This is a genomic window from Ruegeria sp. D7 (assembly GCF_056534355.1).
Genome location: NZ_JBQFPG010000005.1, coordinates 1 through 22,883 on the forward strand (window position 1 = coordinate 1; position 22,883 = coordinate 22,883).

A 22,883-nucleotide genomic window follows, 5' to 3' on the forward strand; every position below is an offset into this window, starting at 1 on the left:
TTTTTTTCTCAAACCAAATATTGCTGTGGGGGGAGAGGGAGGGGGAGCACCGTCCTGGTGTACCTGCCGTTGCCCCTAACTCAAACTTGCCTTCAGTTCCAGGCGACGGGCGTGCAGCACAGGCTCGGTATAACCCGAGGGCTGCACCCGCCCCCGGAACACCAGATCACAAGCCGCCTGAAACGCCACCCCGTCAAAACCCGGTGCCATGGGCCTGTAGGCCGGGTCTCCTTCGTTCTGACGGTCCACTACCGCGGCCATTTTCTGCATCGCCGCCATCACCTGTTCCTGACTGACCACATCGTGATGCAACCAGTTGGCCAGCGCCTGCGAAGAAATCCGACAGGTCGCGCGGTCCTCCATCAGTCCTATGTCGTTGATATCCGGAACTTTCGAGCAGCCAACACCCTGATCAATCCAGCGCACAACATAACCCAAGATTCCTTGTGCGTTGTTTTCGATCTCACGGGTGATCTCACCAGCGCTGAGATTACGACCGCCCAGCAGAGGTATGGTCAGCAGATCATTCAACGTACCACGAGCCCCATCAGCAGCCAATTCATCCTGGCGCGCCAACACATCGATCTTGTGATAGTGGGTTGCATGAAGCGTTGCCGCAGTAGGTGACGGCACCCAGGCGCAGGTTGCACCGGATTGCGGGTGGCCGATCTTGGTCGCCAGCATGTCCGCCATCCGATCGGGCATGGCCCACATACCCTTGCCAATTTGCGCTCTGCCTTTCAGGCCGCAGACCAGTCCGATATCCACATTGCGATCCTCGTAAGACGCAATCCATGGCGTATCCTTGATATCGCCCTTCGGCAGCATCGGGCCTGCTTCCATAGAAGTATGAATCTCATCCCCCGTCCGATCCAGGAATCCGGTATTGATAAAGGCCACGCGCGATTTTGCGGCCCGGATGCATTCCTTGAGGTTGGCCGATGTGCGCCGCTCTTCATCCATAATGCCCAGCTTCACCGTATTGCGCGGCAGGCCCAGGATGTCCTCGACCATGTCGAAAATCTCGACCGAAAACGCCACCTCCTCGGGCCCGTGCATCTTGGGTTTGACCACATAGACCGACCCCTTGACCGAGTTCCCGCCCTCGCGCTTCAGGTCATGCATGGCGATCAGCGTTGTGCAGAGCGCGTCCATCAAACCTTCACCAATCTCGCGCCCTTCGGCATCCAGCACTGCGGGGTTCGTCATTAGATGGCCCACATTTCGCACCAGCATCAGCGACCGACCTTTCAGAGTGGCTGGCGTGCCATTCGGAGCCATGTAGGCCAAATCCCCAGCAAGCTTGCGCGTGAAGGTTGTGCCGCCTTTCGTAACCTCTTCGGTCAGGTTGCCGGCCATCAAGCCAAGCCAGTTTCCATAGGCCAACACCTTGTCGGTCGCGTCGACACAAGCAACAGAATCCTCGCAATCCATGATGGTCGAAAGCGCGGATTCCAAACGGACATCAGAAATACCTGCAGGATCGGTGGCGCCAATTGTGCTATGCGCATCAATCTTGACTTGAATGTGCAACCCGTTGTTGCGCAGCAGTACAAACTCCGGTGCTTCAGCTGCGCCAGCGTAGCCTGCGAACTGAGACGGGTCGGCGAGCTTCGGCATCAGCGCACCGTCCTTAACGCTTAACCCGGAGACCTCCGCCCAGGACCCGTCGGACAGCGGCACAGCTTTATCTAAGAACGCCTTGGCCCAGGCGATGACCCGCGCACCGCGCCCGGCGTCAGAAGCCTTGCCTGTCGGCAGATCGCCTAACGCATCTGTTCCATAAAGCGCATCATATAAACTGCCCCAGCGCGCATTTGCGGCATTCAACGCAAAGCGCGCGTTGGTGATCGGCACTACCAATTGCGGTCCGGGGATTAGCGCGATTTCAGGGTCGACATTGGCTGTCTCGATCTCGAAATCGTCGCCTTCCTCTACCAGATACCCAATCTCACGCAGAAAAGACTGATATTCAGCCGCGTCAATGGGCAACCCCCGCCGCGCCGCGTGCCAGCCATCGATCCGGCCCTGAATGTCAGCCCGCTTGTCCAGCAGCGCACGGTTTTTCGGCCCAAGCTCATTGGCCAAGAGCGCCAGACCCGCCCAGAAATCAATTGCCGAAACTTCCGTGCCCGGCAGCGCCTTCTGTTCGATGAAATCCACCAGAACCGGGTCAATCTGCAGCCCGTTGCGGGTCTCTCTGCTGCTCATATTCCGAATCCCCTACGATTGTGTGCCATTGTATGCGCTCCTCAATTAGGGCGTTCGTTTCCGATAGGCAACTTCTGTCCCGACATGAGGGGCATTTGACCCAGCGCGAACCGTCTCAAATGAACAGCGGCAATGGCACATCGGTTGCAGCGTCCGCGCGAAGCCCATAACGTCGCGCCAGATTCCCAGTCGATGAGGCCCCCGATGCGCGACGCCGCCCCCACAACGATTTATCTGAAAGACTACACTCCGTTCGGGTTTCTAGTGGACAGTGTGCATCTGACCTTCGATCTGGCCGCACACGCCACTCGCGTCACTTCCCGCATCGCCTTCCGCCCGAACCCCGAAGCGACCGACCGCACGTTTTTTCTGCATGGCGAAGAGCTAAAGCTGATCCGTGCTGCAATTGATGGCGACGTGATCACGCCTGAGGTGACCACCGAAGGCCTCACCGCACCGGTTCCAGACGCGCCTTTCGTGTGGGAGGCCGTGGTCGAGATCGATCCCGGCAATAACACCGCGCTTGAGGGGCTGTATATGTCGAACGGCATGTATTGCACCCAATGCGAGGCCGAAGGGTTTCGCAAGATCACCTATTACCCCGACCGCCCGGATGTGATGTCTACCTTTACGGTGCGCATCAATGGCGACCTTCCCGTGCTGCTATCGAACGGCAACCCTTCGGGCAAAGGCGAGGGCTGGGCTGAATGGGTCGATCCATGGCCAAAACCCGCCTATCTGTTCGCGCTGGTCGCCGGAGAGCTGATCGCCCATCCCGGCCAGTTCACCACCAAATCCGGTCGCGACGTCGAACTAAATCTCTGGGTCCGCCCCGGCGATGAAGGCAAATGCGCCTTTGGCATGGAAGCCCTTAAGAAGTCAATGAAATGGGATGAGGATGTCTATGGCCGCGAATACGATCTGGACGTGTTCAACATCGTGGCCGTGGACGATTTCAACATGGGCGCAATGGAGAACAAGGGGCTGAACATCTTCAACTCCTCCGCCGTTCTTGCCAGCCCTGAAACCTCGACCGACATGAATTTCGAACGGATCGAGGCGATCATCGCACATGAGTACTTCCACAACTGGACCGGCAACCGCATCACTTGCCGTGACTGGTTCCAGCTGTGCCTGAAAGAGGGCCTGACTGTGTTCCGCGACGCGCAGTTCACTTCGGATATGCGCTCGGCTCCTGTGAAACGTATCCATGATGCCATCGACCTGCGCGCGCGGCAATTCCCCGAAGATAACGGGCCACTTTCACACCCGGTCCGGCCCGAGAGTTTTCAGGAAATCAACAACTTCTACACCTCAACCGTCTATGAAAAAGGCGCCGAGGTGATCGGGATGCTGAAACGGCTGGTCGGGGATGAGGCCTACAGCAAAGCACTGGACCTGTACTTCGATCGCCACGACGGGCAGGCCTGCACGATCGAAGATTGGCTGAAAGTATTCGAAGACACTACGGGCCGCGACCTGACCCAGTTCAAACGTTGGTACAGCCAATCCGGTACCCCCCGTGTCTCAGTTGCCGACGATTGGACCGATGGCACCTATACCCTGACGCTGCGCCAACGGACCGAGCCGACGCCGGGGCAAGAAGACAAGCAACCTCAGGTCATCCCTATCGCTGTGGGTCTGCTTGGCCCGAACGGGGACGAGATACGTACGACCGAAGTGCTGGAACTGACCGAAGCCGAGCAGAGTTTTACCTTTACCGGTCTCGCGGCCAAACCTGTGCCCTCGATCCTGCGTGATTTCTCGGCCCCTGTGATCCTTGAACATGAGATCAGCAATGCCGAACGCGCCTTCCTTCTGGCTCATGACACCGACCCGTTCAACCGCTGGCAGGCAGGGCGGTCGCTAGCCGAGGACACCCTGCTGCGCATGATCACCGATGAGGCAACGCCTGATACCGACTACCTTGACGGCTTGCTGGCAGTGCTACGGAATGAGGCGCTGGACCCGGCCTACCGGGCACTGATGCTGGGTCTGCCGACGCAATCGGAACTGGCCGCAACACTATTTGACAAGGGCATCACCCCCGACCCGATGGCGATCTGGCGAGCGGTGGAGACTTTGCGTCAAGCCACGGCGCAACACGTTCAAGACCTGCTCCCCCGTCTGAACAGTGAAACGCTGGTGGACGCGCCTTATCAGCCGGACGCTGAACAATCAGGCAAACGCGCCTTGGGCAGCGCGGCGCTTGCGCTGACCTCGAGACTGGATGGAGGTGCCAAGGCCGCAGAGCAATATGCACGTGCTGACAACATGACCCTACAGTTGGCCGCGTTGTCTTGTCTGCTACGCGCGGGCAAAGGCGAACGTGAGCTGGCCGCCTTCTATGATCAATGGCAGCATGACCGGCTGGTCATGGACAAGTGGTTCGCCATGCAGGTCTTGATGACCGGACCGGAAAAATCGGTTGAGACCGCGCGCAGGTTGACCGAGCATGCTGATTTCAATTGGAAGAACCCAAATCGTTTCCGCGCCTTGATGGGATCCCTGGCAGGCAACCACGCAGGCTTCCACCAAGCGAACGGAGCAGGTTACGCGCTGCTGGCAGACTGGTTGATCCGACTTGATCCAGTAAACCCGCAGACCACCGCCAGGATGTGCAGCGTGTTCCAAACTTGGAAACGCTATGACGCCGACCGTCAGGCCTTAATACTTGCACAACTGAATCGCATTGCCGGCACGCCGAACCTGTCCCGGGACACGACCGAAATGGTCACGCGCATCTTGGGCGCATGACCGCGTTTACGTTCACTCGACAGAACCGAAATCAGCGAACGGTTCTGATCCTGATCGGCGTTTACGCGATGTTGATCGCTTTGATGATCCTGCTGAACGCGGTCTGGTGGCTGATGGCGCTTCTGGCCCTGACTACCCTGCCCGCGCTGTGGGATGTCATCAAGGACACCAGCGCAGGTATGGAGCTGACCGATGAAACCCTGCGTTGGCACACCGGCCAACGTCAGGGACAACTCAAGCTGTCCGAGGTGGATCGATTCCGGTTTGACACGCGGTGGGATTTCTCGGTGCGCGTCTCAGCGGTTCTGAAATCCGACAAACGCGTGCGTTTACCCGATGAATCACTGCCACCACACAAGCAATTCGAAATGGTCCTGAATCAGGCGGGATTCGCGGTCGAACGACATCATTTTAGAGTTTTCTGAAACGATTCATGGAGTCTGGGCCACATTGGCACCTGAATCACGGGCTCTCCGCGACGCAGTCTTGATTTGAGCAGATTTTTTGGCAAACTGGACGGGTTACAAGTTTGTTCCAGTTCGAGTTTTGCCATGTTTTGGTCTTTGAAGGCTTTTGCCGCCCGTATTGTCGGTTCTTCTGATCCCACCCCTACACCTCTGCCTGCGTCCGTCGCCGATGCTACTGCATGGCTTGTCGCCTCGGGGCAGTTGAATATCCCAATCGCAGAATCAGATGAAAATGATGCGATCGGGCATCAGGTGATCGAACGTGGCCGCCATCTGGCGCGGCAGGATATGTGGGCAGAACTGTCGCTGGAGATGCGCGCTGCAGATGAGGGGCGCAAGGCTACCCCTTGCGGGCAGCCGATCTCCGAGCTGTTGGCATTTGGGGCCCGGTCCGATGTGGTTTTGGCGGCCGAGCACGCGCTGTCGGACGGCAAAGCACTGTCAGACTATGATCTGCTGGGCGGGATCTCGGAATTGGAAGGCGAGATTCAGAACCATCCCGATGATCCGATGATCACGCTTGTGGTTGCCTTGGCCCATATCGATTTGGCGTGGGCCTGGCGCGGGACGGCGCACCCGGACACGCTGCCGGCGCTGCACCAATCCCGTTGTGCCGCGCATTTCGACCGGGCTGCTGCGCTGCTTCCGAAATGCCGCGCTGCGCTGCCCGACAGTCCGGCGATTGCTGCAGCGGATTGCGCCTTGCTGGCAGGACACATTGATCCGCGCACCCGCGTTGCTGATAAATACGAGGCCCTGATCACGCTGGATCCCCAGAACCATCGCCACATGCGCGCGATGGGCAGCCACCTGCTGCCACGCTGGTTCGGCAGCTATGAACAGCTTGAGGTGCAAGCCTTGCGAAACGCCGCACGGACCCAGAAAAATTGGGGTGCGGGTGGGTATACCTGGGTGCAATTCGACGCCATCGCGCTGGATGACGAGGCCTGCGCGCGGGTAGATGTCGAGTACTTCCTTGAAGGTTTGCGCGATATCGTTGCACGTCGTCCGGATCAGCAGACAATCAACCTGCTGGCGGCCTATTGCTCGGTCACATTGCAGAACAGAATGGGCCAGAACCCGCGCGCCGATATCGCCCGCAAACAGATTTGCGAGGCCGCAAACTGGCTGATCCGCGATCACATGACCGAACTGCATCCGCTGATCTGGGCCCACGCGGCAAACGGGTTCAACAACAGCCTTCGCGTAAACTCGGCCGAGCGTTTTGCCGCCCGTGGCCGCCGCGATGCGCTGAAGGCAATCGCCAATCTGTTGCGGGATGAGTTGCGCAGTGGGCAGAGTGTGACCTTTACACCGTCAGGGCTGCAGTTCTCGGGGAACTAAAGCGCCATTGCCCCTTGCCCCTTTGGCGCGCCGGGCCTAATACGCAGGCTTAGACTTCTGCGGAAATGAGGCGCGCCATGCTCGACCTGACATACGAAATGCCCAAACCCAAAACCATTGCCGGGGCCAAGCACGATTGGGAACTGGTGATCGGGATGGAGGTGCACGCTCAGGTCTCGTCCAACGCCAAACTATTCTCGGGCGCGTCGACCCAATTCGGGGCCGAGCCGAATTCGAACGTGGCGTTTGTGGACGCCGCAATGCCGGGGATGCTGCCGGTGATCAACGAGTATTGCGTTGAACAGGCCGTGCGCACCGGGCTGGGTCTGAAAGCGGATATCAACCTGAAATCGGCCTTTGACCGCAAGAACTATTTCTACCCCGACCTGCCGCAGGGCTACCAAATTTCCCAGCTTTATCAGCCTATTGTGGGTGAAGGTGAAGTGCTGGTTGAGATGGGCGACGGTACCGCGCGCATGGTCCGCATCGAACGCATCCACATGGAGCAAGACGCGGGCAAATCGATCCACGACATGGATCCGCATATGTCCTTTGTCGACCTGAACCGGACCGGCGTCTGCCTGATGGAGATCGTTTCGCGCCCCGATATTCGTGGACCAGAAGAGGCCGCGGCTTACATCGCCAAGTTGCGTCAGATCATGCGCTATCTGGGCACCTGCGACGGTAACATGCAGAACGGCAACCTGCGGGCAGACGTAAACGTCTCGATCTGTTTGCCGGGTGCTTACGAGAAGTATCAGGAAACACAGGACTTTTCGCATCTGGGCACACGCTGCGAGATCAAGAACATGAACTCAATGCGCTTTATCCAGCAAGCGATCGAGGTCGAAGCCCGCCGTCAGATTGCCATCGTCGAAGGCGGCGGTACCATCGATCAGGAAACCCGTCTGTACGACCCGGACAAGGGCGAGACACGCTCGATGCGGTCGAAGGAAGAGGCGCATGATTATCGCTACTTCCCGGACCCTGATCTGCTGCCGCTGGAGATCGAACAGGCGTGGGTGGATGACATCGCCGCCAATCTACCCGAGCTGCCAGACGATAAAAAAGCTCGTTTTATCAGTGCGTTCGGCCTGACCGACTATGACGCATCGGTGCTGACCGCCGAGGTGGAATCGGCTGCTTATTTCGAAGAGGTCGCCAAGGGGCGCAGCGGCAAGCTGGCCGCGAACTGGGTCATCAACGAACTGTTTGGTCGCCTAAAAAAAGAAGACCACGACATCACCGAGTCTCCGGTGTCTCCGGCTCAGTTGGCGGGTATCATTGATCTGATTTCGTCGGATGCCATCTCGGGCAAGATCGCCAAGGATCTGTTCGAAATCGTCTATACCGAAGGCGGTGACCCGGCGCAGATCGTTGAAGACCGCGGCATGAAACAGGTGACAGATACCGGCGCGATTGAGGCCGCTTTGGACGAGATCATCGCCGCCAATCCGGCGCAGGTTGAGAAGGCCAAGGTGAACCCGAAACTGGCCGGATGGTTCGTCGGTCAGGTGATGAAGGCCACCGGCGGCAAGGCCAACCCGAAGGCCGTTAACGAATTGGTCAGCAAGAAGCTGGGTTCGTAAATCTTCCGAGTTGTACAAACCCCGGACAGGGGTTTGTTCGACTTGTACATAACGAAAACTTAATTTCAGAGTGCTCAAATCGGGCAAGCCATCGGCTTGACTCCCTGCCCGAATGCGCATTCTCATCTCGCCAAGTCAGAGAGGTGAGCATCAATGAAAAATCGTTTCGATCAGGAACTGGAAACCCGGCTGGTGCGCTATGCCGCCATCGACAGCCAGAGCGATGAGACCTCGCCATCGACCCCCAGCACCGAAATCCAGTTCGACATGCTGAACCTGCTGAAGCAAGAGCTTACCGAAATCGGTGCGCAGGATGTTGAGATGACTGGTGACAGCGTCGTGGTGGCAACCATCCCCGGTACGGCCGAAGGGCCGACCATCGGGTTTCTGGCGCATGTCGACACCGCGCCTCAGTTCAACGCAACCGGGGTCAAGCCGCGGGTGATCAAGGGGTATAATGGCGGCGAGATTACATTCCCCGATGACCCCGATCTGGTGCTTTCGCCCGAAGAACACCCCTATCTGGCCGAGAAGATCGGGCATGACCTGATAACCGCCTCAGGCACCACGCTACTGGGGGCTGATGACAAGGCGGGCGTTTCGATCCTGATGACGATGGCGCGATACCTGCTGGAGAACAAGGACGTGCACCATGGTCCGATTCGTATCGCCTTTACCCCGGATGAAGAGATCGGGCGCGGTGTTACCGAACAGCTGCCCAAAGATCTGGGCGCGGATTTCGCCTATACGCTGGACGGACAGGAACTGGGTGAAATCGAATACGAAAGCTTCTCAGCAGACCGCGCGGTGATCAAGATCACCGGTGTTTCGATCCACCCCGGACTGGCCAAGGACAAAATGGTAAACGCGGCGCATCTGGCTGCAAAGATCGTGCAGACCCTACCTCAGGCAACGATGACGCCCGAGGTGACGGATGGGCGCCAGGGGTTCATCCATGTCACCGATATGAACGGCGGCTCGTCCGAGATGGAGATAAAACTGATCCTGCGCGATTTCGAGATGGATGCGCTGGAAGCCCAGCGCGAGATCGTCCGACAAGTCTGCGCCGCCGTACAGGCCACCGAGCCGCGTGCGACCATCACCTGCGACATCTCCCATCAGTATCGCAACATGCGCTATTGGCTGGAAAATGACATGACGCCAGTTGATCTGGCCCGCGAGGCCTGCCGTGAACAAGGGATCGAGCCGGTCTCGGTGCCGATCCGGGGTGGCACCGACGGCTCGCGCCTGACCGAATTTGGCACACCGACACCTAATATCTTCACAGGCATGCAATGCATACACGGCCCGTTGGAATGGATTTCGGTTCAGGACATGGCGGTCGCAACCGAAACGTGCCTGTCGCTGGTCAGCAAGGCAGCGCGAGGCTAAAGCAACAGTGCGGGCTGAATTTCGCCAATGCGTGATCTTGGCTTTCGCCCGCCTGTCAAAATGTTAATTTGCCCCGACACGGCAATCAGGACCAGTTGATGCAGCGCTTCGAATACAAAGTTGTCCCCGCTCCGCAAAAGGGCACCAAGGCGAAGGGCGTGAAAACGCCCGAGGGCCGGTTTGCCACCTCGATCGAGCAACTGCTGAACCAGATGGGACAGGATGGCTGGGAGTATCAGCGCGCCGAATTGCTGCCCAGCGAAGAACGTTCGGGGCTGACCGGGTCAACCACCAACTGGCGCAACGTGTTGGTTTTCCGCCGGGCTCTGGCGTTGGAAAAACCTGAACAGCCCGAACCCGTCGAAGAGGACACCGCCCCAACCGCGCGCGCAGTCCCGGGACCCGAAGAGGTTCTGGCCAAAACTCCTGCCGCCCCTGCCCCAATCTCGGAAGAGCCCGAAGACCCGCCCTTGTCTTTGAAACCTTCGGACGAAGTGGCGGATGATGAAGTGCGCCCCGAGCAAGCACGCCCAGCCGAGTCGTGATTGGATAACAATCAATCGAAGGATACCGCTTGAAGGGGCAAGGCCCTTATACCCTGCCCCATAACGGTTTTGCTTTCTCAGTTCCAACCCGCGAACTCCAACGGCGAGAAACGACGCGGTAAGGGGATTGCTGCTGAGCCAGCTGACCTTGAATTTGGCACATCCAGGAAGCTAGGCGCGCAACCACCAGACAGGGCAACTGCATGACCTGCGAAACCAATATTTGCGGAGCCAAAAACGAGCGTGGGCTAAGAGGGATTATTGCAAGGTTGTCAATTGCAAGCTGATTGCCCTGCATACATCCCAGCGCCTGCACCTGCTGCAGTCGCGAGTGTCTTGCCTGTACCGCCACCGAACCGATTTCCAACCACTCCCCCAAGGGCAGCGCCACCAAGGATTCCCGCAGCGCAGCGAGCGTCTTGCTGTACCTGCGCCTGAGTTGGCGTCGTCGGAGCCCCGCAAGCAGCCAAGAGCAGTGAGGTCGCAAGCGCACAGGTTAACAGTGCTTTGTTCATCTCGATTGCCTCTCAAATACCAAATAGTTATCTGAGTAAGTGGCTCTGGCGCGTCTAGCGTACAAGATATCAGCGTCTGTTTGATTCGAGATTAATCAAAACTTAATAAAGAAGTCTAAGGGTCGAGTTCTTTATGCGATATTTGCTGGTTTCCGATCGTTGCGGGTGCCGGGTTCCTGGTAAACCCCGACATTGGTCGGCCGTGTTTTAATTGTAGAAAGCGGGCGATGAGCGCGGAGCATCACAGTAAGATTTGACGCACAATAAAGCGCGACTACTGAATCTTCTGTTCCCCTTTATTCCCCCAAAACCACATAGGTCGCGAGCCAGATCGAGCAAATATACATAGATATCTGAAGAGATGGTGCCCCCACACGGACTCGAACCGCGGACCTACTGATTACAAATCAGTTGCTCTACCAGCTGAGCTATAGGGGCACTGGGTGTCGATTAATATCTCGGAACAGGGACTGCAAGCCCGAAATTTCGGGTCATCTTAACTTTGTGCTGGTTTGCCTTAGGATAACAGTAATATCAGGCCTCATCCGAATTTGACTGCACCGGGGACAGGTTGTAACCCAAGCGGCGATCCCGACCGAGGTGAGGACAATTCCGATATGCAGATGGTCATCCAAGCCGGAGCGCACTTTACCGACCATGATCACCTGCTCAATCTACTGCAGGCGAATGCGGATCTGGTTGCGGGAAATCATACTGCCTTCTGGGGGCTTCGTCCGTTCAGAAAGATCTTTCGACCTGCGCTGAAACCCTCTGCCGACCGGCCATCACATCAGGATACACTGGCGCGATTTCATAAACTGTTCCCCAACGGGCAGCAGGTTGACCGGGCGATCTTGTCGAGCGCGCTTTACCTGGGGGAACGGCCTTCCATCATCATGGATGGGCAATTTTACGCGAATGCCGGTCAAAGGTTGGCCTATCTGGATAATCTGTTCAGCGATTCGACGGTTGAGCTATTCGTGGGGCTACGTAATCCCGGCAGCTTTATTCCCAAGGTGCTGATGCTGCTGTCGGCGCCTGAGCGCGAGCATATCAATGCCACCACCGATCTGAGTTGCCTGAGTTGGCTCGCCATGATCGAAGACATTCGCGACCTAGCGCCAGATGTCAAAATCACCTTGTGGAGCAACGAGGATTCGCCGCTGATCTGCGGCGACATCGCGCGCGCGCTAGTGGGGCTACCCGAGGACACGCCGCTGGAACAGGAATACGCTCTGCTGTCCTCACTTGTCTCAGACATGGGCAAACAGGAGATTCAGAGCTTGTTAGAGCATCAAGCGGCCCCCAATGATCCCGTGCTCAGGGGCAGGCTGGCGCAGGTGTTTCAGCAGCATGCGCTGACGGATGAAATCGAAGAAGAGGTGGAGCTGCCTGGCTGGAACGAAGATATCGTTACCGCCTTTACCGAGCTTTATGAGCAGGATCTGGCACGGCTGCAGACCATGCCAGATATACGTTTTCTGAACCCGTAGCCGGCTGGCGCTACATGCCCAGCGCTTCCTTGTACATTTCCAGCACCGCCTCTTCCTCGGCGATGTCGTCCTTGTCGCGCTTGCGCAGGGCGACGACCTTGCGCATGACCTTGGTGTCGTAGCCGCGGGCCTTGGCCTCGGCCATGACCTCTTTCTGCTGGTCGGCGATATCTTTCTTTTCGGCCTCAAGACGCTCGAACCGTTCGACGAACTGGCGCAGCTCGCCTGCGGTCACTCGGTAGTTGGCTGCGGCCTGATCTTCGGTGATGTCTTCCATCTGCGTCTCTCCCAAGGGCTGAAAATAAGGTGCCGGATACATCGGCACCGACCCGACCGCAAGCGTGCATTCTGCACGGCGGGCTTGTCTGACCTGCGCCGATCCGATAAGCGCGGTCACGGATTCAAAGGGTGAGCGTAAACAACCATGTTCGACATTATCGTCTGGGGCGGGGCCGCCCTGTCTGTGGCCGGGCTGGTCGGTCTGGTCTGGTGCATCCTGCAAGTGATGAAAGCGCGCAAAGCCAACCTGACGGATGACGAGTTGCGCGCTGCAGTTCAGGGTGTTCTGCCTTGGAATCTGGCGTCGCTTTTCCTGTCGGTACTTGGGCTGATGATGGTTATCCTGGGCATTTCGCTGGGATAACCAGATCGATCAGATCGGCATATTGTCGAACCGCGCCTCAAGCACGTCTTCGCATAGCGCAGCATCCAGCCGACGCAAGCGCGATGGGATATGAACCCCCTGCGCGCGCATTTTATCCAGAACCATGCTGACATGTGGCTGAAGCTCTAGCCGGGTCTCAAGACACGCACCATTCAGCTTTTGTTCAAGCCGTTCCGCTTCGGTAAAAAGATCCTGAGCAGTCATTTCCTTCCTCCCATATGGTGCCAATGTGCCTGATATAGGTAACGAGTTTAAGACGAGCACGAGACCGGAACAAAACATCGCGAATTCTTGCCTATTCAGGCAAAAAACCGTCAATATGTCCGTGGTCGCCTAAAGCATACGCTCAAATTGCGGAGATTGCTTTGACAGACATCAACTCGTGATTAGGGGCTTTAAACATATTCCACTATTGTTATATGTATGCAAGCTGAACGGAGGAACCCATGACGCCCAGTGTGAAAGCTTTTTTCGACCCGCAGACCTTCACCGTCTCATACGTTGTGCAGGAACCTCAGGGGCAGGCCTGCGCCATCATCGACAGTGTACTGGATTTCGATCACGCCTCGGGGCGGACCGACACCAGCTCGGCCGACCAGATTGTCGACTATGTGACGGCACAGGGACTGAAGGTGGAATGGATTCTGGAAAGCCATGTCCATGCCGACCACCTGTCAGCAGCCCCTTACCTACAGGAAAAGCTGGGTGGTCAGATCGGGATTGGCGAGAATATCGTGGTCGTTCAGGACACGTTCGGCAAGGTCTTCAACGAAGGCACCGAGTTTCAGCGTGATGGCAGCCAGTTCGATGCACTGTTTGCCGAAGGGTCCAGCTTTCACATCGGCCAGATGCGCGGGGACGTTTTGCACACGCCAGGCCATACGCCAGCCTGCATGACCTATGTGATCGGCGATGCGGCCTTTGTGGGCGATACGCTGTTCATGCCAGATTTCGGAACTGCCCGATGCGATTTTCCCGGCGGGTCATCGGCGGACCTTTATGCCTCGATCCAGAAAATCCTGTCTCTGCCTGACGAGACGCGGATTTTTGTAGGCCATGATTACAAAGCGCCTGGTCGCGATGAATACGCGTGGGAGACCACGGTTGGCGAACAGAAGGCGCTGAACGTTCATATCGGTCAGGGCCGCAGCGTCGAAGAATTTGTCGAGATGCGCGATGCGCGGGATGCGACCCTGGCGATGCCGCGCCTTATTTTGCCCTCGCTGCAGGTCAATATGCGGGCCGGTCAGATGCCACCAGCGGATGAGCAGGGCGACGTTTTCATGAAAATCCCAGTCAATAAGCTTTGATACGAGGGCAGACGAGACAATGAATATCGAATGGATTTCGGGTCTGGCTGGTGGTCTGCTGATCGGGCTGGGTGCCAGCGTTTATCTGCTGTGTAATGGGCGGATCATGGGGGCGAGCGGCATATTGGGCGGGCTGCTGGAACGCAGCGACCGGAGCGTAATGACTGAACGCCTGGCTTTCGTCGCGGGCTTGATCGTGATGCCCTTATTGCTGCGCCCATTGATTGCGCCGCAGGCCGAGACCCATTTGACCCCGGATCTGGCGATCGTGATCCTTGCTGGGCTGCTGGTGGGGGCTGGAACACGGATCGCCAATGGCTGCACGTCGGGTCACGGCGTTTGTGGGATTTCTCGCTTCTCGTTGCGCGGGATCGTCGCAACGGTGTTCTACATCCTTGCAGGTGGCCTGACGGTTGCGCTGTTTCGCCATGCTTTGGGGGTGATCTAATGCGCGCAGTGTTTGCTTTTCTCGCCGGATCGCTGTTCGGCATCGGGCTTTTGATCTCAGGCATGACCGACACCACCAAGGTGCAGGGGTGGCTGGATGTGTTCGGCAATTGGGACCCGACGCTCGCCTTTGTCATGGGCGGGGCGATCCTGCCGATGCTGGTGGCGTGGCGATTGACACGGAACAGGGTCCCTGTTGTGGGCGGACAATTCCCCACCCCGCCCCGTGTTGAACTGGATCGCCGTCTGATCGTCGGGTCGGTCCTGTTCGGCGTCGGTTGGGGATTGGCGGGTTTGTGCCCGGGCCCGGCGATGGCCTCGCTTGGATATGGGGGCGTTGGCGGGATTGTGTTCCTGATTGCGATGATCGCAGGCATGTTTGCGGCACCAAAGCTGGGTGCGCAACTGGACAGGATCGCCGACGCAGCCTAAGCAATTGCCATGGAGATTCGACCGATAACCCCCCGCTACGCCGTCTCACCTCAGATCTCGGTGGAGGACGTGCCAGCCATTGCCGAGGCCGGTTTCGTCAAGGTGATCTGCAACCGTCCCAATACCGAAGTTCCGCCGGATCAGCAGTCAGACGCCATCGGTCAAGCCGTTCGCGAGGCCGGGATGGAATATGAGGTTCTGGAGTTGACACACCAGACGATGACACCGGAAAACGTGGCGCTGCAACGCGATCTGGCCGAAAGCTGCAGCGGGCCGGTTCTGGCCTATTGCGCCTCTGGCACACGATGTTCGGTGGTCTGGGCGCTGGGACAGTGCGATCGGCTAAGCACGGATGAAATCCTCGATGCGACCGGAAAAGCGGGCTATGCGCTCGACGGGTTACGCCCGGCATTGGAACAGCTGCGAGGGCGCGGATAAGCCTCTTAGTCGCGGCCATTGCCTTCGGGCGCTGGTAGACCGGCGAGGTGCGAGATTTCCGTGACACGCTGTTCGGAACTGGCAGGCAACAAGTCGTCGGGTTCCAGGAGGGAATCCTCGGTCGTCAGATCATGCGCTACAATATCGTCATCAAGCGGGGACGACATCTCGTCATCCGGGGCCGAGGGCGTCAAGCTTGATTTGCTGGCCAGAAATCCGGCGCAGTCCTTGGCGGGCAACGCAGTAGGAGGGCCTTGTTCGTTGATCCGTACCGCACGCATTCCGCCGCACTGACCCAGACGTCCGATGGCGGTTCGGGCACGATCGATTGACAGAACTTCAACCCGATCCACCCGCGCGCCTTGCAGCGACAGGACATCCCCGACGGACAATTCCGAAAGCGCTGTCAACGGCAAAGACAGGCGGCAGATCACGGTGTTCAGCTCAGCCCGAATTACCCCGGATGCCTGATCCAGATTCACCCCCGATTGGGTGATATCCGCAACCTGTTCCTGATCCGAGAGCGGGCGCTCGGGCAGCAGGATACAGACCTCGCCCTGACGCGGACCACCGGCAAGTTCGACCGTCAGATCAAACATGCGATAGACCTCATCCACCAGCGCCAGGTTCAGTGCGCGCCGACCCTCGGCGCGTGAGGTGAACTCATACCCGGACAGGCTGGCCATGTCTGCCGAGGACTCAACCAGTTTCAGCGCCCGGCTCAGCATATCCTCGATCAGAGGGGCGACCATGGCAGCGTCGGTGTCGGTAAACGCACGCTCGGGTGGTGGGTCAGAGGTGACCATGGCAATCGTTTGCTGCTGGACGATGGCAGAGACGCAACCCGGGTCCAGACAGGCCGCGGCCAGGCCGCCCTGATCCGAGGTAAACAGCAGCATCAACCACCCCTCATTCAGCCGGTCGGCTATATCTTCCTGCGCACGTACGGCCTGCTTTGCCCCGATGACCGACAGCGCCAGCCCCATGCTTTCGCCGGAGGCGCGTGCCAACCCCAGCCGCAAGGCGCGCAGGACCGAGCGGGGCGTGTCGGCACCGCATTGCCCCGCTGAAAGCTTTCGTGCCAGTGCTGATGTGGTCATGGCCCCGTTCCGCCGTTTGTCGATGCGATGACAATTTGTCTAACCCGGCGGAGGTTACGAATGTCTTTATGACGCCCTCATTGCGCGGCCTGACGAAAAGCCAGCGGAAGGCTGACGCGGAAGGCCGCCCCTCCCTGCCCCGGCAGATAGGCAACTTCGCCGCCCAGGCGCTGCATAATCTCTCGGCAGATCGCCAGCCCCAACCCTGCCCCGCCTGCCTTGTCCGAGCCGACGCGGGCAAATTTCTCGAATACCATCGATTGCGCCTCGGCCGGGATACCACCGCCGTTGTCGATGAAATCGATTACCACCTGCCCGCCGACATCATGGGCCGAGATGGTCAGTACCGGTTCAATGGCGTCGCAATATTTCTGGGCGTTGGAAATCAGGTTGATGAACACCTGTCCCAGCCGGTCGAGATCCGTGTGCAGCGGGATACGTTCGCTTGCGCGCACCCGCCGCACGCCAATCTTACGATCACTGCCCGCCAGCGCGCTTGAAACGGCGCGGTCCAGAACTTCGCTTAGGGTGGCTTCGCCCATGTTCAGGCTAACCTGGCCGCTTTCCAGCACGCTAAGGTCGAGCAGATCATCTAGTAGCCGGGTCAGACGCAGCGATTCATCATGTATGATCGCAGCATAACGGATTTGTTCCTCGGCACTGAGGCCATCGGTGTCGCGCATAATTTCAGAAAACGCCCGAATCGAGGTCATGGGCGTGCGCAATTCGTGGCTGACCTGGCTAAGAAACGCGTCTTTCTGTTTCGAGACTTGCGTAAGCTTGGCATTCGCCTCGCGCAATTGCCGCGCTGTGCGGCTGAGCTCAGTCGATTTCGCCTCAAGCTGGCTGGAATATTCCAACATCTGCGCGGACTCGTCGGCAACGGCCAACAGGTCTTCGACAGACACAGACGCCCCGCCAACGATCTGACCGATCATCGCATGCGCGGTTGCGGCCCCGACCGAGCCGCTGAGTTCGCGTTCCAGCCGTTCCAGAAACTGCGGCGTGGGCTCGGGCAGTCGTCCGGGGCGACCATTCTGGCGCTCGGCTTCGGCTTGAAAGAACTCTTGCGCGGGAATAGTGCCCAGAATCCGCTGGGTCATGATCATCAGGTCTTCGCTTTGCGCAACCGAACCGGTCCAGCCACGGGCCGAAACCGAATGGTCAAATACATTTACGAATTGCGCACCCTGAAGGCGTTCCAGCGGGCTGGGGAAGCTGAGCATCGAGGCGACGCAGAAGGCGATTGTATTCAGCGACAGCGACCACATGACCGTATGCACCATCGGGTCGATCCCTTCGATCCCGAACAACGCCTGCGGGCGCAGCCAGCCCCAGCCGAAGGGTCCGTTTTCAATCACCGATGCCGGGACAATGCCGCCACCCATGCCAGGCAGCAGCAGTGTGTAAATCCAGAGAAAGAACCCGACGCTGAGCCCGACCAACGCCCCAGTTCGGGTCGCGCCGCGCCAGAACAGGCCACCCACCAGTGCGGGCAGAATCTGGGAAATCCCGGCAAAGGCCACCAGCCCGATCGAGGTCAGGGCAGCCCCGCCCCCCGAAAGCTGGAAGTAGAAATAGCCCAACGCCATGATCGCCGCGATCGAGACGCGCCGCGCCATCAGCACGACTGTTCGCACATCACCAGAGACCGACGCGGTGCCTTCCTGCGTATTCAGCCAGATCGGCATGACCACATGGTTCGAGACCATGGTTGACAGCGCCATCGCGGTAACGATCACCATTGATGTGGCCGAGGAAAACCCGCCGATGAACGACAGCATCGCCAACCAGTCATTGCCCTGCGACAGCGGCACGGTCAGCACAAACAGGTCGGGGTTCGAGCCTTCGGGCATCAGGTCCAACCCAACGACGGCGATGGGCACGACAAACAAGCTCATCAGCAGCAGGTAGAGCGGAAAGGCCCAGGCGGCGGTGCGCAGGTGGCTCTCATCGTCATTCTCGACCACCATGACCTGAAACATCCGCGGCAAGCAGACAAAGGCCGCCGCCGAAAGGAAAATGAAAGTGGTCCAGCGCCCGGCATCCACATGCCATTGGCCAATTTCCGAGGCATCGATCTGATCCATCATCGGCCCCAAGCCGCCAGCGACGCCCCAGACAACAAAGATGCCAACGGCCAGAAGGGCGAAGAGTTTCACCACAGATTCCAACGCAATAGCGGTAACAACGCCGTGGTGGCGCTCATTGGCATCCAGATTGCGCGTCCCGAAGAGGATCGCAAAGACGGCCAAGCCCGCCGCGACCCAGAACACGCTAGAGCCTTCGCGATAGAGACCTGAGGGATCGGCCTCGGCAAAGATCGAAAAGGACAGCGTGATCGACTGCAATTGCAGCGCGATATAAGGCGTGCCGCCCAACACCGCCAGAATGGTCACGCAGACCGCCAGTGTGTTGGACTTGCCGTATCGTGACGAGATCAGGTCAGCGATCGACGTCACGCGCTGGCTGCGTCCGATGCGCACGAGTTTGCGCAGGCCCCACCACCAACTGATCATCACCAGTGTAGGACCCAGATAGATGGTTACGAATTCAAGCCCAGAACGCGCGGCGTTGCCAACCGCGCCATAAAACGTCCATGCAGTGCAATAGATCGACAGTGACAGGGTGTAGATCAGCGGGGAACGCAACCATTTCCCGCCGCCACGCGCAGCCAGCCGGTCCGCTGCGAAGGCGACACCGAACAGAAGAACCACATAGCCCAGACAGACCAGAATCAGGACATTCAGGGTTGCCATGTCTCGGCCTCGGGCTCGGCAGTCTCGCGCGCGGTCATACGTTTGGCGACGAAGCCGAAGATCACGCTGATCAGGATCAGAACACCCCAGCACGCAAAGATGTAGAACATGGCCGTCGATAGCGACAGAGCCTCGGCGCCTGCGCTATCATCCGGCCATAGAAGCGGCAGCGCGAGCATTGCGGCACCTAGAAACGGCAGCAGCCGCGCTGCATCCGCCAGCCTGCGCCGACGATAGCTTTGCCGTTCCAGAAACAGGGACGGACGAACTGGCGAGGGCCGATCTTTGCCGTCGCCCGCGGAGCTCATAACTGAGACGCCTGCGCATGTAGGTCGCGCACCGCTGTCAGGACTTCGGTATTCGAAAACGGCTTGGTCATGAATCGGCTGACCCCTGCCTGCTCGGCCATTTCACGATCGCGGGATTGCCCGCGCGCGGTCAGCATCAAAACCGGCAACGCCTTCATATCATCATGTTCGCGCAGATCACGCAGCACATCCATCCCGCTTTTTCCCGGCAACATCACATCCAGAATCACCAGATTGGGCCGCGCGGACAGAATCACCTGCACCGCATCCGTTCCCTCGGCATGGGTTTCAACCTGCCACCCCTCGCGTGTCAGCAGAAACCGGATCGCCTCGGTGATGTTGGGCTCATCCTCGATCAACAGAACCTTGCGGCTCATATTTGCATATCCTCCCCATGACGGATTGCACGTCCGGCCACCCGTCCAGCCCAGATTAAGCGCTGTGTCACGAAACTGTCAAAACCCTTCGCTCAGGATCGATGGCTCGCGCCGCGCGCTGCATTCGCGTTTCGGGCATATCCGACAACTGGCTCCGGCTTGCGCCGCGTTTTCCGCAGGCTGCACCGTGTCTTCGACCGGCAGCACCAGCATGACCGAACGATAGACCGGCTCGGCCCCGAATTCCTTAGCTGGCTGAGGGGTTGCGATTGCAAAACACTCAAACTCAGCAGCGGTTCGACCAAGCTGAACGACCCGTTTCCGGATCGGGACCAAGGGCCGATTCAAGGCGGTGAACAAGGGCCAGAGCGGACAGGCCTCGCCATGGCGCGGCAGAGCAAACCCCGGCGCGGGTTTAAAAAACAGAACGCTGCCGGAGGCGTCGCAAATCACCAAGCCAGCCGGACGCGCCAGCGTGCCTTCAGGCAGAAAGGCCAACCGTCGCAGCACCGTAGCAAGGTCCACTGAAAACACCGTCGCCAACGCCAGAGGATCGGGGTTTGCTGCATCCAGCGCGGCACACACCTGATCCAGCGGCATAGCGCGCGCGTCGGCGGCATAAAGGTCCAGCAACCCCGAGGCTACAGTGTTGGCCGCAGCGGAATCGAGCCCATCCAGCGGCACTTCGGTCAATTGCCCACCGGCTTCGAGTTCCGGGAAATGATATCCTTGCTCGGCAAAAAACGCCTCGACCGCGTCCAGTGGGATACCACGCAGATCGCGCTGCCCGTCACTGTCATCCAGATAGGTCACCAGCGCTTTGGAGCTTTCGGCCAGTCGTTCGGCATCCTGATGCAGGTTGCGATGGAAACGGTCGCGCCATTCCGGTTCGATCTCTCCCGGTTCAGCCAAGATTGCAGCTGTTGAGCGGATAGCGGCGGCGGTCGACAGCACCTCGTGCATTGAGGCCGCCAGATGCGGGTCATGGGTCAGTCGGTCGGAAAGAACTTCGACAGTGCGCTCCAGCGACACTACGCGGCGATGCATCTGCGCCAGAACACCCGACCAACCGGGAAAGCGGCCGGCGAATTCTTCCAGCCCGTCCACCTCGGCCTTTTGACCGACTGCATCCGCCGCAGCTTCGCGCAGAGCGGCGATGAGCGTCTCTTCGATCCCTTGTGTCAGCAGTGACGGCTCGACCGACAAGGCCGCCGCGATATCGACGAGCAGTTTGCCCCCAATGCGGCGGCGGTTGTGTTCGATCAGGTTCAGATACGATGCCGAAATCCCCACCTGCCGCGCCAGTTCCGCCTGTCGCAGCCCAGAGATTTGCCGTCTTTCGCGTATCCGGCTGCCGGTCAGCGTGTCACGCATGGCGTTTATATCCTTGGCTTCTGCGGCTGGTTTTGCAGATTAACTAAGTATTTATTATCTGTTGCCGACTAATTTTCAAAGAAGATTTACAACTTTGACAACGGCCAGAGAAAGAAACCCGCCCTTTCCTGCCGCCCACCCTTCTCTTTCGACGCAATACCCGTCACCATAAGAACATGAGCGATCCCGCCTTTGAATACGCCCCCATCGGCCTTGTTGAGCTTGAGAACCGGATCATCCGGCGGTGCAATCTGCAATTTGCGCGGACCTTTGGCGGGGATGAGGTTGACTATCGCAACATGCCCCTGCTGCATCTTTATCCTTCGGTCGCCGATTGGGAACGGATCGGCGCGCGTAGTCTGCAGGTGATGCGCGATACAGGCTATTACACAGACGAACGGGTGATGCGGCGACGCGACGGTGACCTGTTCTGGTGCCGCGCGCGGGGGCGTTCGCTGACGCCAGACGATCCGTTCCGGCACGGGATATGGAGCTTCTCGGACATCTCGGAAGAGCGCCCCTTGGTGCAATTGACAACCCGCGAACGCGAAGTGGCCATCCTATCATGCCGGGGTTTATCCGCGAAGGAAATTGGCGTTGAACTTGGGCTAAGTTACCGCACGATCGAGGCCTATCGCGCCCGCCTTTTGGAAAAATACGGAGCCCGCAAGCTACCAGAACTGGTCGCAAAATTGTCCGGAACGCCGCTGTAATCGCGACAGCCCTCGTAATTCGCGCAAAAACCCCCATTTGGCAGGCTTAGACGGCGCTTTTCATGGCCGTCTGCATGGCTTATAACCCTGCGTAATCAAACCAAGCCCGCAGCAAACAGACGGGCATAGGGGAACCTTCGAGGACACTCATGACAGATACCAAACACGAAGCGGATGTCGCGTTTATCAAGGCACTGGCCGAACTGCTGCGCGAGAATGACCTGACCGAATTGCAGGTCAAGCGCGAATATGGCGAGGAAGACAGCCTGAATGTCCGTGTCAGCCGCATGTCGCAGACCGTGGCCGCTCCGGTTCAGGTTGCGGTTCCTGCGGCTGCACCGGTTGCCGCACCTGCTGCCGCGCCGGCCGCTGCCGAAGCGCCCGCTGCCGTGGATGATCCCGCCAGCCATCCAGGCGCTGTGACCTCGCCCATGGTAGGCACGGTTTACATGCAACCGGAACCGGGCGCGCCTGCGTTTATCTCGGTCGGTGCATCGGTCTCGGAAGGTGACACGCTATTGATTGTCGAAGCCATGAAGACAATGAACCACATCCACGCACCCAAGTCGGGCACCATCAAACGCATTCTAGTCGGCGATGGTGATGCTGTGGAATTCGGCACGCCTCTGGTCATCGTTGAGTAAGGCG

At 58.7% G+C, this 22,883-nt stretch carries 23 protein-coding genes and 1 tRNA gene; 14 read left to right on the top strand and 10 right to left on the bottom strand.

The window, feature by feature from the left end:
- Positions 1 to 75 precede the first annotated feature (75 nt).
- Complete coding sequence (locus tag ACRZ9U_RS08985; RefSeq protein ID WP_170404124.1) at positions 76 to 2,211, bottom strand: malate synthase G; 2,136 nt, start codon at positions 2,209 to 2,211, stop codon at positions 76 to 78.
- 204 nt (positions 2,212 to 2,415) lie between these two features.
- On the opposite strand from ACRZ9U_RS08985, the gene pepN reads away from it, so the two are divergent.
- The 6 genes from pepN to ACRZ9U_RS09015 all read left to right on the top strand — a co-directional run bounded on the left by pepN (position 2,416) and on the right by ACRZ9U_RS09015 (position 10,305).
- On the top strand, positions 2,416 to 4,968 hold the full coding sequence (gene pepN, locus ACRZ9U_RS08990) for an aminopeptidase N (RefSeq protein WP_170404128.1): 2,553 nt from the start codon (positions 2,416 to 2,418) through the stop codon (positions 4,966 to 4,968).
- Positions 4,965 to 5,393: a hypothetical protein gene (locus ACRZ9U_RS08995; protein WP_170397141.1), complete on the top strand. Its 429-nt coding sequence runs from the start codon at positions 4,965 to 4,967 to the stop codon at positions 5,391 to 5,393. The genes pepN and ACRZ9U_RS08995 overlap by 4 nt, the downstream gene beginning before the upstream one ends.
- Positions 5,394 to 5,519: 126 nt before the next feature.
- On the top strand, positions 5,520 to 6,779 hold the full coding sequence (locus ACRZ9U_RS09000) for a hypothetical protein (protein ID WP_170404131.1): 1,260 nt from the start codon (positions 5,520 to 5,522) through the stop codon (positions 6,777 to 6,779).
- Between the two features lie 77 nt (positions 6,780 to 6,856).
- Positions 6,857 to 8,368 carry an Asp-tRNA(Asn)/Glu-tRNA(Gln) amidotransferase subunit GatB gene (gene gatB, locus ACRZ9U_RS09005; protein ID WP_170404134.1) on the top strand — a complete coding sequence of 504 codons (1,512 nt, stop codon included), beginning with the start codon at positions 6,857 to 6,859 and terminating at the stop codon, positions 8,366 to 8,368.
- 153 nt (positions 8,369 to 8,521) lie between these two features.
- A complete protein-coding gene (gene pepT / locus ACRZ9U_RS09010) occupies positions 8,522 to 9,760 on the top strand; it encodes a peptidase T (RefSeq protein ID WP_170404137.1) in 1,239 nt (412 codons plus the stop codon).
- A 98-nt stretch (positions 9,761 to 9,858) separates the two neighbouring features.
- On the top strand, positions 9,859 to 10,305 hold the full coding sequence (locus ACRZ9U_RS09015; RefSeq protein ID WP_170404140.1) for a DUF4177 domain-containing protein: 447 nt from the start codon (positions 9,859 to 9,861) through the stop codon (positions 10,303 to 10,305).
- 272 nt (positions 10,306 to 10,577) lie between these two features.
- Here ACRZ9U_RS09015 and ACRZ9U_RS09020 read toward each other — a convergent pair whose 3' ends face one another.
- Positions 10,578 to 10,820, bottom strand: coding sequence for a glycine zipper 2TM domain-containing protein (locus ACRZ9U_RS09020; protein WP_170404143.1), 243 nt, complete (start codon positions 10,818 to 10,820; stop codon positions 10,578 to 10,580).
- A gap of 362 nt (positions 10,821 to 11,182) precedes the next feature.
- Positions 11,183 to 11,258, bottom strand: a tRNA-Thr gene (locus ACRZ9U_RS09025).
- A 179-nt stretch (positions 11,259 to 11,437) separates the two neighbouring features.
- On the opposite strand from ACRZ9U_RS09025, the gene ACRZ9U_RS09030 reads away from it, so the two are divergent.
- On the top strand, positions 11,438 to 12,313 hold the full coding sequence (locus ACRZ9U_RS09030) for a hypothetical protein (RefSeq protein WP_170404147.1): 876 nt from the start codon (positions 11,438 to 11,440) through the stop codon (positions 12,311 to 12,313).
- A gap of 10 nt (positions 12,314 to 12,323) precedes the next feature.
- Here ACRZ9U_RS09030 and ACRZ9U_RS09035 read toward each other — a convergent pair whose 3' ends face one another.
- Entirely contained in the window at positions 12,324 to 12,590 is a 267-nt protein-coding gene (locus ACRZ9U_RS09035; RefSeq protein ID WP_170397751.1) for a DUF2312 domain-containing protein, read from the bottom strand.
- A 147-nt stretch (positions 12,591 to 12,737) separates the two neighbouring features.
- On the opposite strand from ACRZ9U_RS09035, the gene ACRZ9U_RS09040 reads away from it, so the two are divergent.
- A complete protein-coding gene (locus ACRZ9U_RS09040; protein ID WP_170397154.1) occupies positions 12,738 to 12,956 on the top strand; it encodes a hypothetical protein in 219 nt (72 codons plus the stop codon).
- Between the two features lie 9 nt (positions 12,957 to 12,965).
- Here the strand turns inward: ACRZ9U_RS09040 and ACRZ9U_RS09045 are convergent, their stop codons facing one another.
- Entirely contained in the window at positions 12,966 to 13,181 is a 216-nt protein-coding gene (locus tag ACRZ9U_RS09045; RefSeq protein WP_170397156.1) for a hypothetical protein, read from the bottom strand.
- A 242-nt stretch (positions 13,182 to 13,423) separates the two neighbouring features.
- Here ACRZ9U_RS09045 and ACRZ9U_RS09050 point away from each other — a divergent pair, with 242 nt between their 5' ends.
- From ACRZ9U_RS09050 to ACRZ9U_RS09065, 4 genes are read left to right on the top strand one after another with little or no spacing between them, the layout of a single operon-like run.
- Positions 13,424 to 14,287 carry an MBL fold metallo-hydrolase gene (locus tag ACRZ9U_RS09050; RefSeq protein WP_170397158.1) on the top strand — a complete coding sequence of 288 codons (864 nt, stop codon included), beginning with the start codon at positions 13,424 to 13,426 and terminating at the stop codon, positions 14,285 to 14,287.
- Positions 14,288 to 14,306: 19 nt separating this feature from the next.
- Complete coding sequence (locus tag ACRZ9U_RS09055) at positions 14,307 to 14,735, top strand: YeeE/YedE family protein (RefSeq protein ID WP_170404150.1); 429 nt, start codon at positions 14,307 to 14,309, stop codon at positions 14,733 to 14,735.
- Positions 14,735 to 15,166 carry a DUF6691 family protein gene (locus ACRZ9U_RS09060; protein ID WP_170404153.1) on the top strand — a complete coding sequence of 144 codons (432 nt, stop codon included), beginning with the start codon at positions 14,735 to 14,737 and terminating at the stop codon, positions 15,164 to 15,166. The genes ACRZ9U_RS09055 and ACRZ9U_RS09060 overlap by 1 nt, the downstream gene beginning before the upstream one ends.
- Positions 15,167 to 15,175: 9 nt before the next feature.
- Positions 15,176 to 15,604, top strand: coding sequence for a protein tyrosine phosphatase family protein (locus ACRZ9U_RS09065; RefSeq protein WP_170397163.1), 429 nt, complete (start codon positions 15,176 to 15,178; stop codon positions 15,602 to 15,604).
- 5 nt (positions 15,605 to 15,609) lie between these two features.
- Here the strand turns inward: ACRZ9U_RS09065 and ACRZ9U_RS09070 are convergent, their stop codons facing one another.
- The 5 genes from ACRZ9U_RS09070 to ACRZ9U_RS09090 form a co-directional block, all read right to left on the bottom strand.
- Positions 15,610 to 16,704, bottom strand: coding sequence for a flagellar motor switch protein FliM (locus ACRZ9U_RS09070; protein WP_170404156.1), 1,095 nt, complete (start codon positions 16,702 to 16,704; stop codon positions 15,610 to 15,612).
- Positions 16,705 to 16,781: 77 nt separating this feature from the next.
- Positions 16,782 to 19,463, bottom strand: coding sequence for an ATP-binding protein (locus ACRZ9U_RS09075; protein WP_170397168.1), 2,682 nt, complete (start codon positions 19,461 to 19,463; stop codon positions 16,782 to 16,784).
- Positions 19,451 to 19,771 carry a hypothetical protein gene (locus ACRZ9U_RS09080; RefSeq protein WP_170397170.1) on the bottom strand — a complete coding sequence of 107 codons (321 nt, stop codon included), beginning with the start codon at positions 19,769 to 19,771 and terminating at the stop codon, positions 19,451 to 19,453. Before ACRZ9U_RS09080 ends, ACRZ9U_RS09075 begins: the two co-directional genes overlap by 13 nt.
- A complete protein-coding gene (locus ACRZ9U_RS09085) occupies positions 19,768 to 20,148 on the bottom strand; it encodes a response regulator transcription factor (protein ID WP_170397172.1) in 381 nt (126 codons plus the stop codon). The genes ACRZ9U_RS09080 and ACRZ9U_RS09085 overlap by 4 nt, the downstream gene beginning before the upstream one ends.
- Positions 20,149 to 20,226: 78 nt before the next feature.
- Positions 20,227 to 21,522 (bottom strand): helix-turn-helix transcriptional regulator, encoded by a 1,296-nt coding sequence (locus ACRZ9U_RS09090; RefSeq protein ID WP_170397174.1) that lies wholly within the window; start codon positions 21,520 to 21,522, stop codon positions 20,227 to 20,229.
- 176 nt (positions 21,523 to 21,698) lie between these two features.
- Here ACRZ9U_RS09090 and ACRZ9U_RS09095 point away from each other — a divergent pair, with 176 nt between their 5' ends.
- Together ACRZ9U_RS09095 and accB are read left to right on the top strand one after the other, a co-directional pair.
- Positions 21,699 to 22,235, top strand: a complete 537-nt coding sequence (locus tag ACRZ9U_RS09095; RefSeq protein ID WP_170397176.1) for a helix-turn-helix domain-containing protein — start codon at positions 21,699 to 21,701, stop codon at positions 22,233 to 22,235.
- Positions 22,236 to 22,384: 149 nt separating this feature from the next.
- Positions 22,385 to 22,879, top strand: coding sequence for an acetyl-CoA carboxylase biotin carboxyl carrier protein (accB, locus tag ACRZ9U_RS09100; RefSeq protein ID WP_170397178.1), 495 nt, complete (start codon positions 22,385 to 22,387; stop codon positions 22,877 to 22,879).
- The last annotated feature ends 4 nt before the right edge of the window (positions 22,880 to 22,883 follow it).

What these genes read in the sequence shown, in the direction of transcription:
- ACRZ9U_RS08985 (WP_170404124.1), bottom strand. Translation starts at nt 2,211, where the DNA reads ATGAGCAGCAGAGAGACCCGCAACGGGCTGCAGATTGACCCGGTTCTG.
- pepN (WP_170404128.1), top strand. Translation starts at nt 2,416, where the DNA reads ATGCGCGACGCCGCCCCCACAACGATTTATCTGAAAGACTACACTCCG.
- ACRZ9U_RS08995 (WP_170397141.1), top strand. Translation starts at nt 4,965, where the DNA reads ATGACCGCGTTTACGTTCACTCGACAGAACCGAAATCAGCGAACGGTT.
- ACRZ9U_RS09000 (WP_170404131.1), top strand. Translation starts at nt 5,520, where the DNA reads ATGTTTTGGTCTTTGAAGGCTTTTGCCGCCCGTATTGTCGGTTCTTCT.
- gatB (WP_170404134.1), top strand. Translation starts at nt 6,857, where the DNA reads ATGCTCGACCTGACATACGAAATGCCCAAACCCAAAACCATTGCCGGG.
- pepT (WP_170404137.1), top strand. Translation starts at nt 8,522, where the DNA reads ATGAAAAATCGTTTCGATCAGGAACTGGAAACCCGGCTGGTGCGCTAT.
- ACRZ9U_RS09015 (WP_170404140.1), top strand. Translation starts at nt 9,859, where the DNA reads ATGCAGCGCTTCGAATACAAAGTTGTCCCCGCTCCGCAAAAGGGCACC.
- ACRZ9U_RS09020 (WP_170404143.1), bottom strand. Translation starts at nt 10,820, where the DNA reads ATGAACAAAGCACTGTTAACCTGTGCGCTTGCGACCTCACTGCTCTTG.
- ACRZ9U_RS09030 (WP_170404147.1), top strand. Translation starts at nt 11,438, where the DNA reads ATGCAGATGGTCATCCAAGCCGGAGCGCACTTTACCGACCATGATCAC.
- ACRZ9U_RS09035 (WP_170397751.1), bottom strand. Translation starts at nt 12,590, where the DNA reads ATGGAAGACATCACCGAAGATCAGGCCGCAGCCAACTACCGAGTGACC.
- ACRZ9U_RS09040 (WP_170397154.1), top strand. Translation starts at nt 12,738, where the DNA reads ATGTTCGACATTATCGTCTGGGGCGGGGCCGCCCTGTCTGTGGCCGGG.
- ACRZ9U_RS09045 (WP_170397156.1), bottom strand. Translation starts at nt 13,181, where the DNA reads ATGACTGCTCAGGATCTTTTTACCGAAGCGGAACGGCTTGAACAAAAG.
- ACRZ9U_RS09050 (WP_170397158.1), top strand. Translation starts at nt 13,424, where the DNA reads ATGACGCCCAGTGTGAAAGCTTTTTTCGACCCGCAGACCTTCACCGTC.
- ACRZ9U_RS09055 (WP_170404150.1), top strand. Translation starts at nt 14,307, where the DNA reads ATGAATATCGAATGGATTTCGGGTCTGGCTGGTGGTCTGCTGATCGGG.
- ACRZ9U_RS09060 (WP_170404153.1), top strand. Translation starts at nt 14,735, where the DNA reads ATGCGCGCAGTGTTTGCTTTTCTCGCCGGATCGCTGTTCGGCATCGGG.
- ACRZ9U_RS09065 (WP_170397163.1), top strand. Translation starts at nt 15,176, where the DNA reads ATGGAGATTCGACCGATAACCCCCCGCTACGCCGTCTCACCTCAGATC.
- ACRZ9U_RS09070 (WP_170404156.1), bottom strand. Translation starts at nt 16,704, where the DNA reads ATGACCACATCAGCACTGGCACGAAAGCTTTCAGCGGGGCAATGCGGT.
- ACRZ9U_RS09075 (WP_170397168.1), bottom strand. Translation starts at nt 19,463, where the DNA reads ATGGCAACCCTGAATGTCCTGATTCTGGTCTGTCTGGGCTATGTGGTT.
- ACRZ9U_RS09080 (WP_170397170.1), bottom strand. Translation starts at nt 19,771, where the DNA reads ATGAGCTCCGCGGGCGACGGCAAAGATCGGCCCTCGCCAGTTCGTCCG.
- ACRZ9U_RS09085 (WP_170397172.1), bottom strand. Translation starts at nt 20,148, where the DNA reads ATGAGCCGCAAGGTTCTGTTGATCGAGGATGAGCCCAACATCACCGAG.
- ACRZ9U_RS09090 (WP_170397174.1), bottom strand. Translation starts at nt 21,522, where the DNA reads ATGCGTGACACGCTGACCGGCAGCCGGATACGCGAAAGACGGCAAATC.
- ACRZ9U_RS09095 (WP_170397176.1), top strand. Translation starts at nt 21,699, where the DNA reads ATGAGCGATCCCGCCTTTGAATACGCCCCCATCGGCCTTGTTGAGCTT.
- accB (WP_170397178.1), top strand. Translation starts at nt 22,385, where the DNA reads ATGACAGATACCAAACACGAAGCGGATGTCGCGTTTATCAAGGCACTG.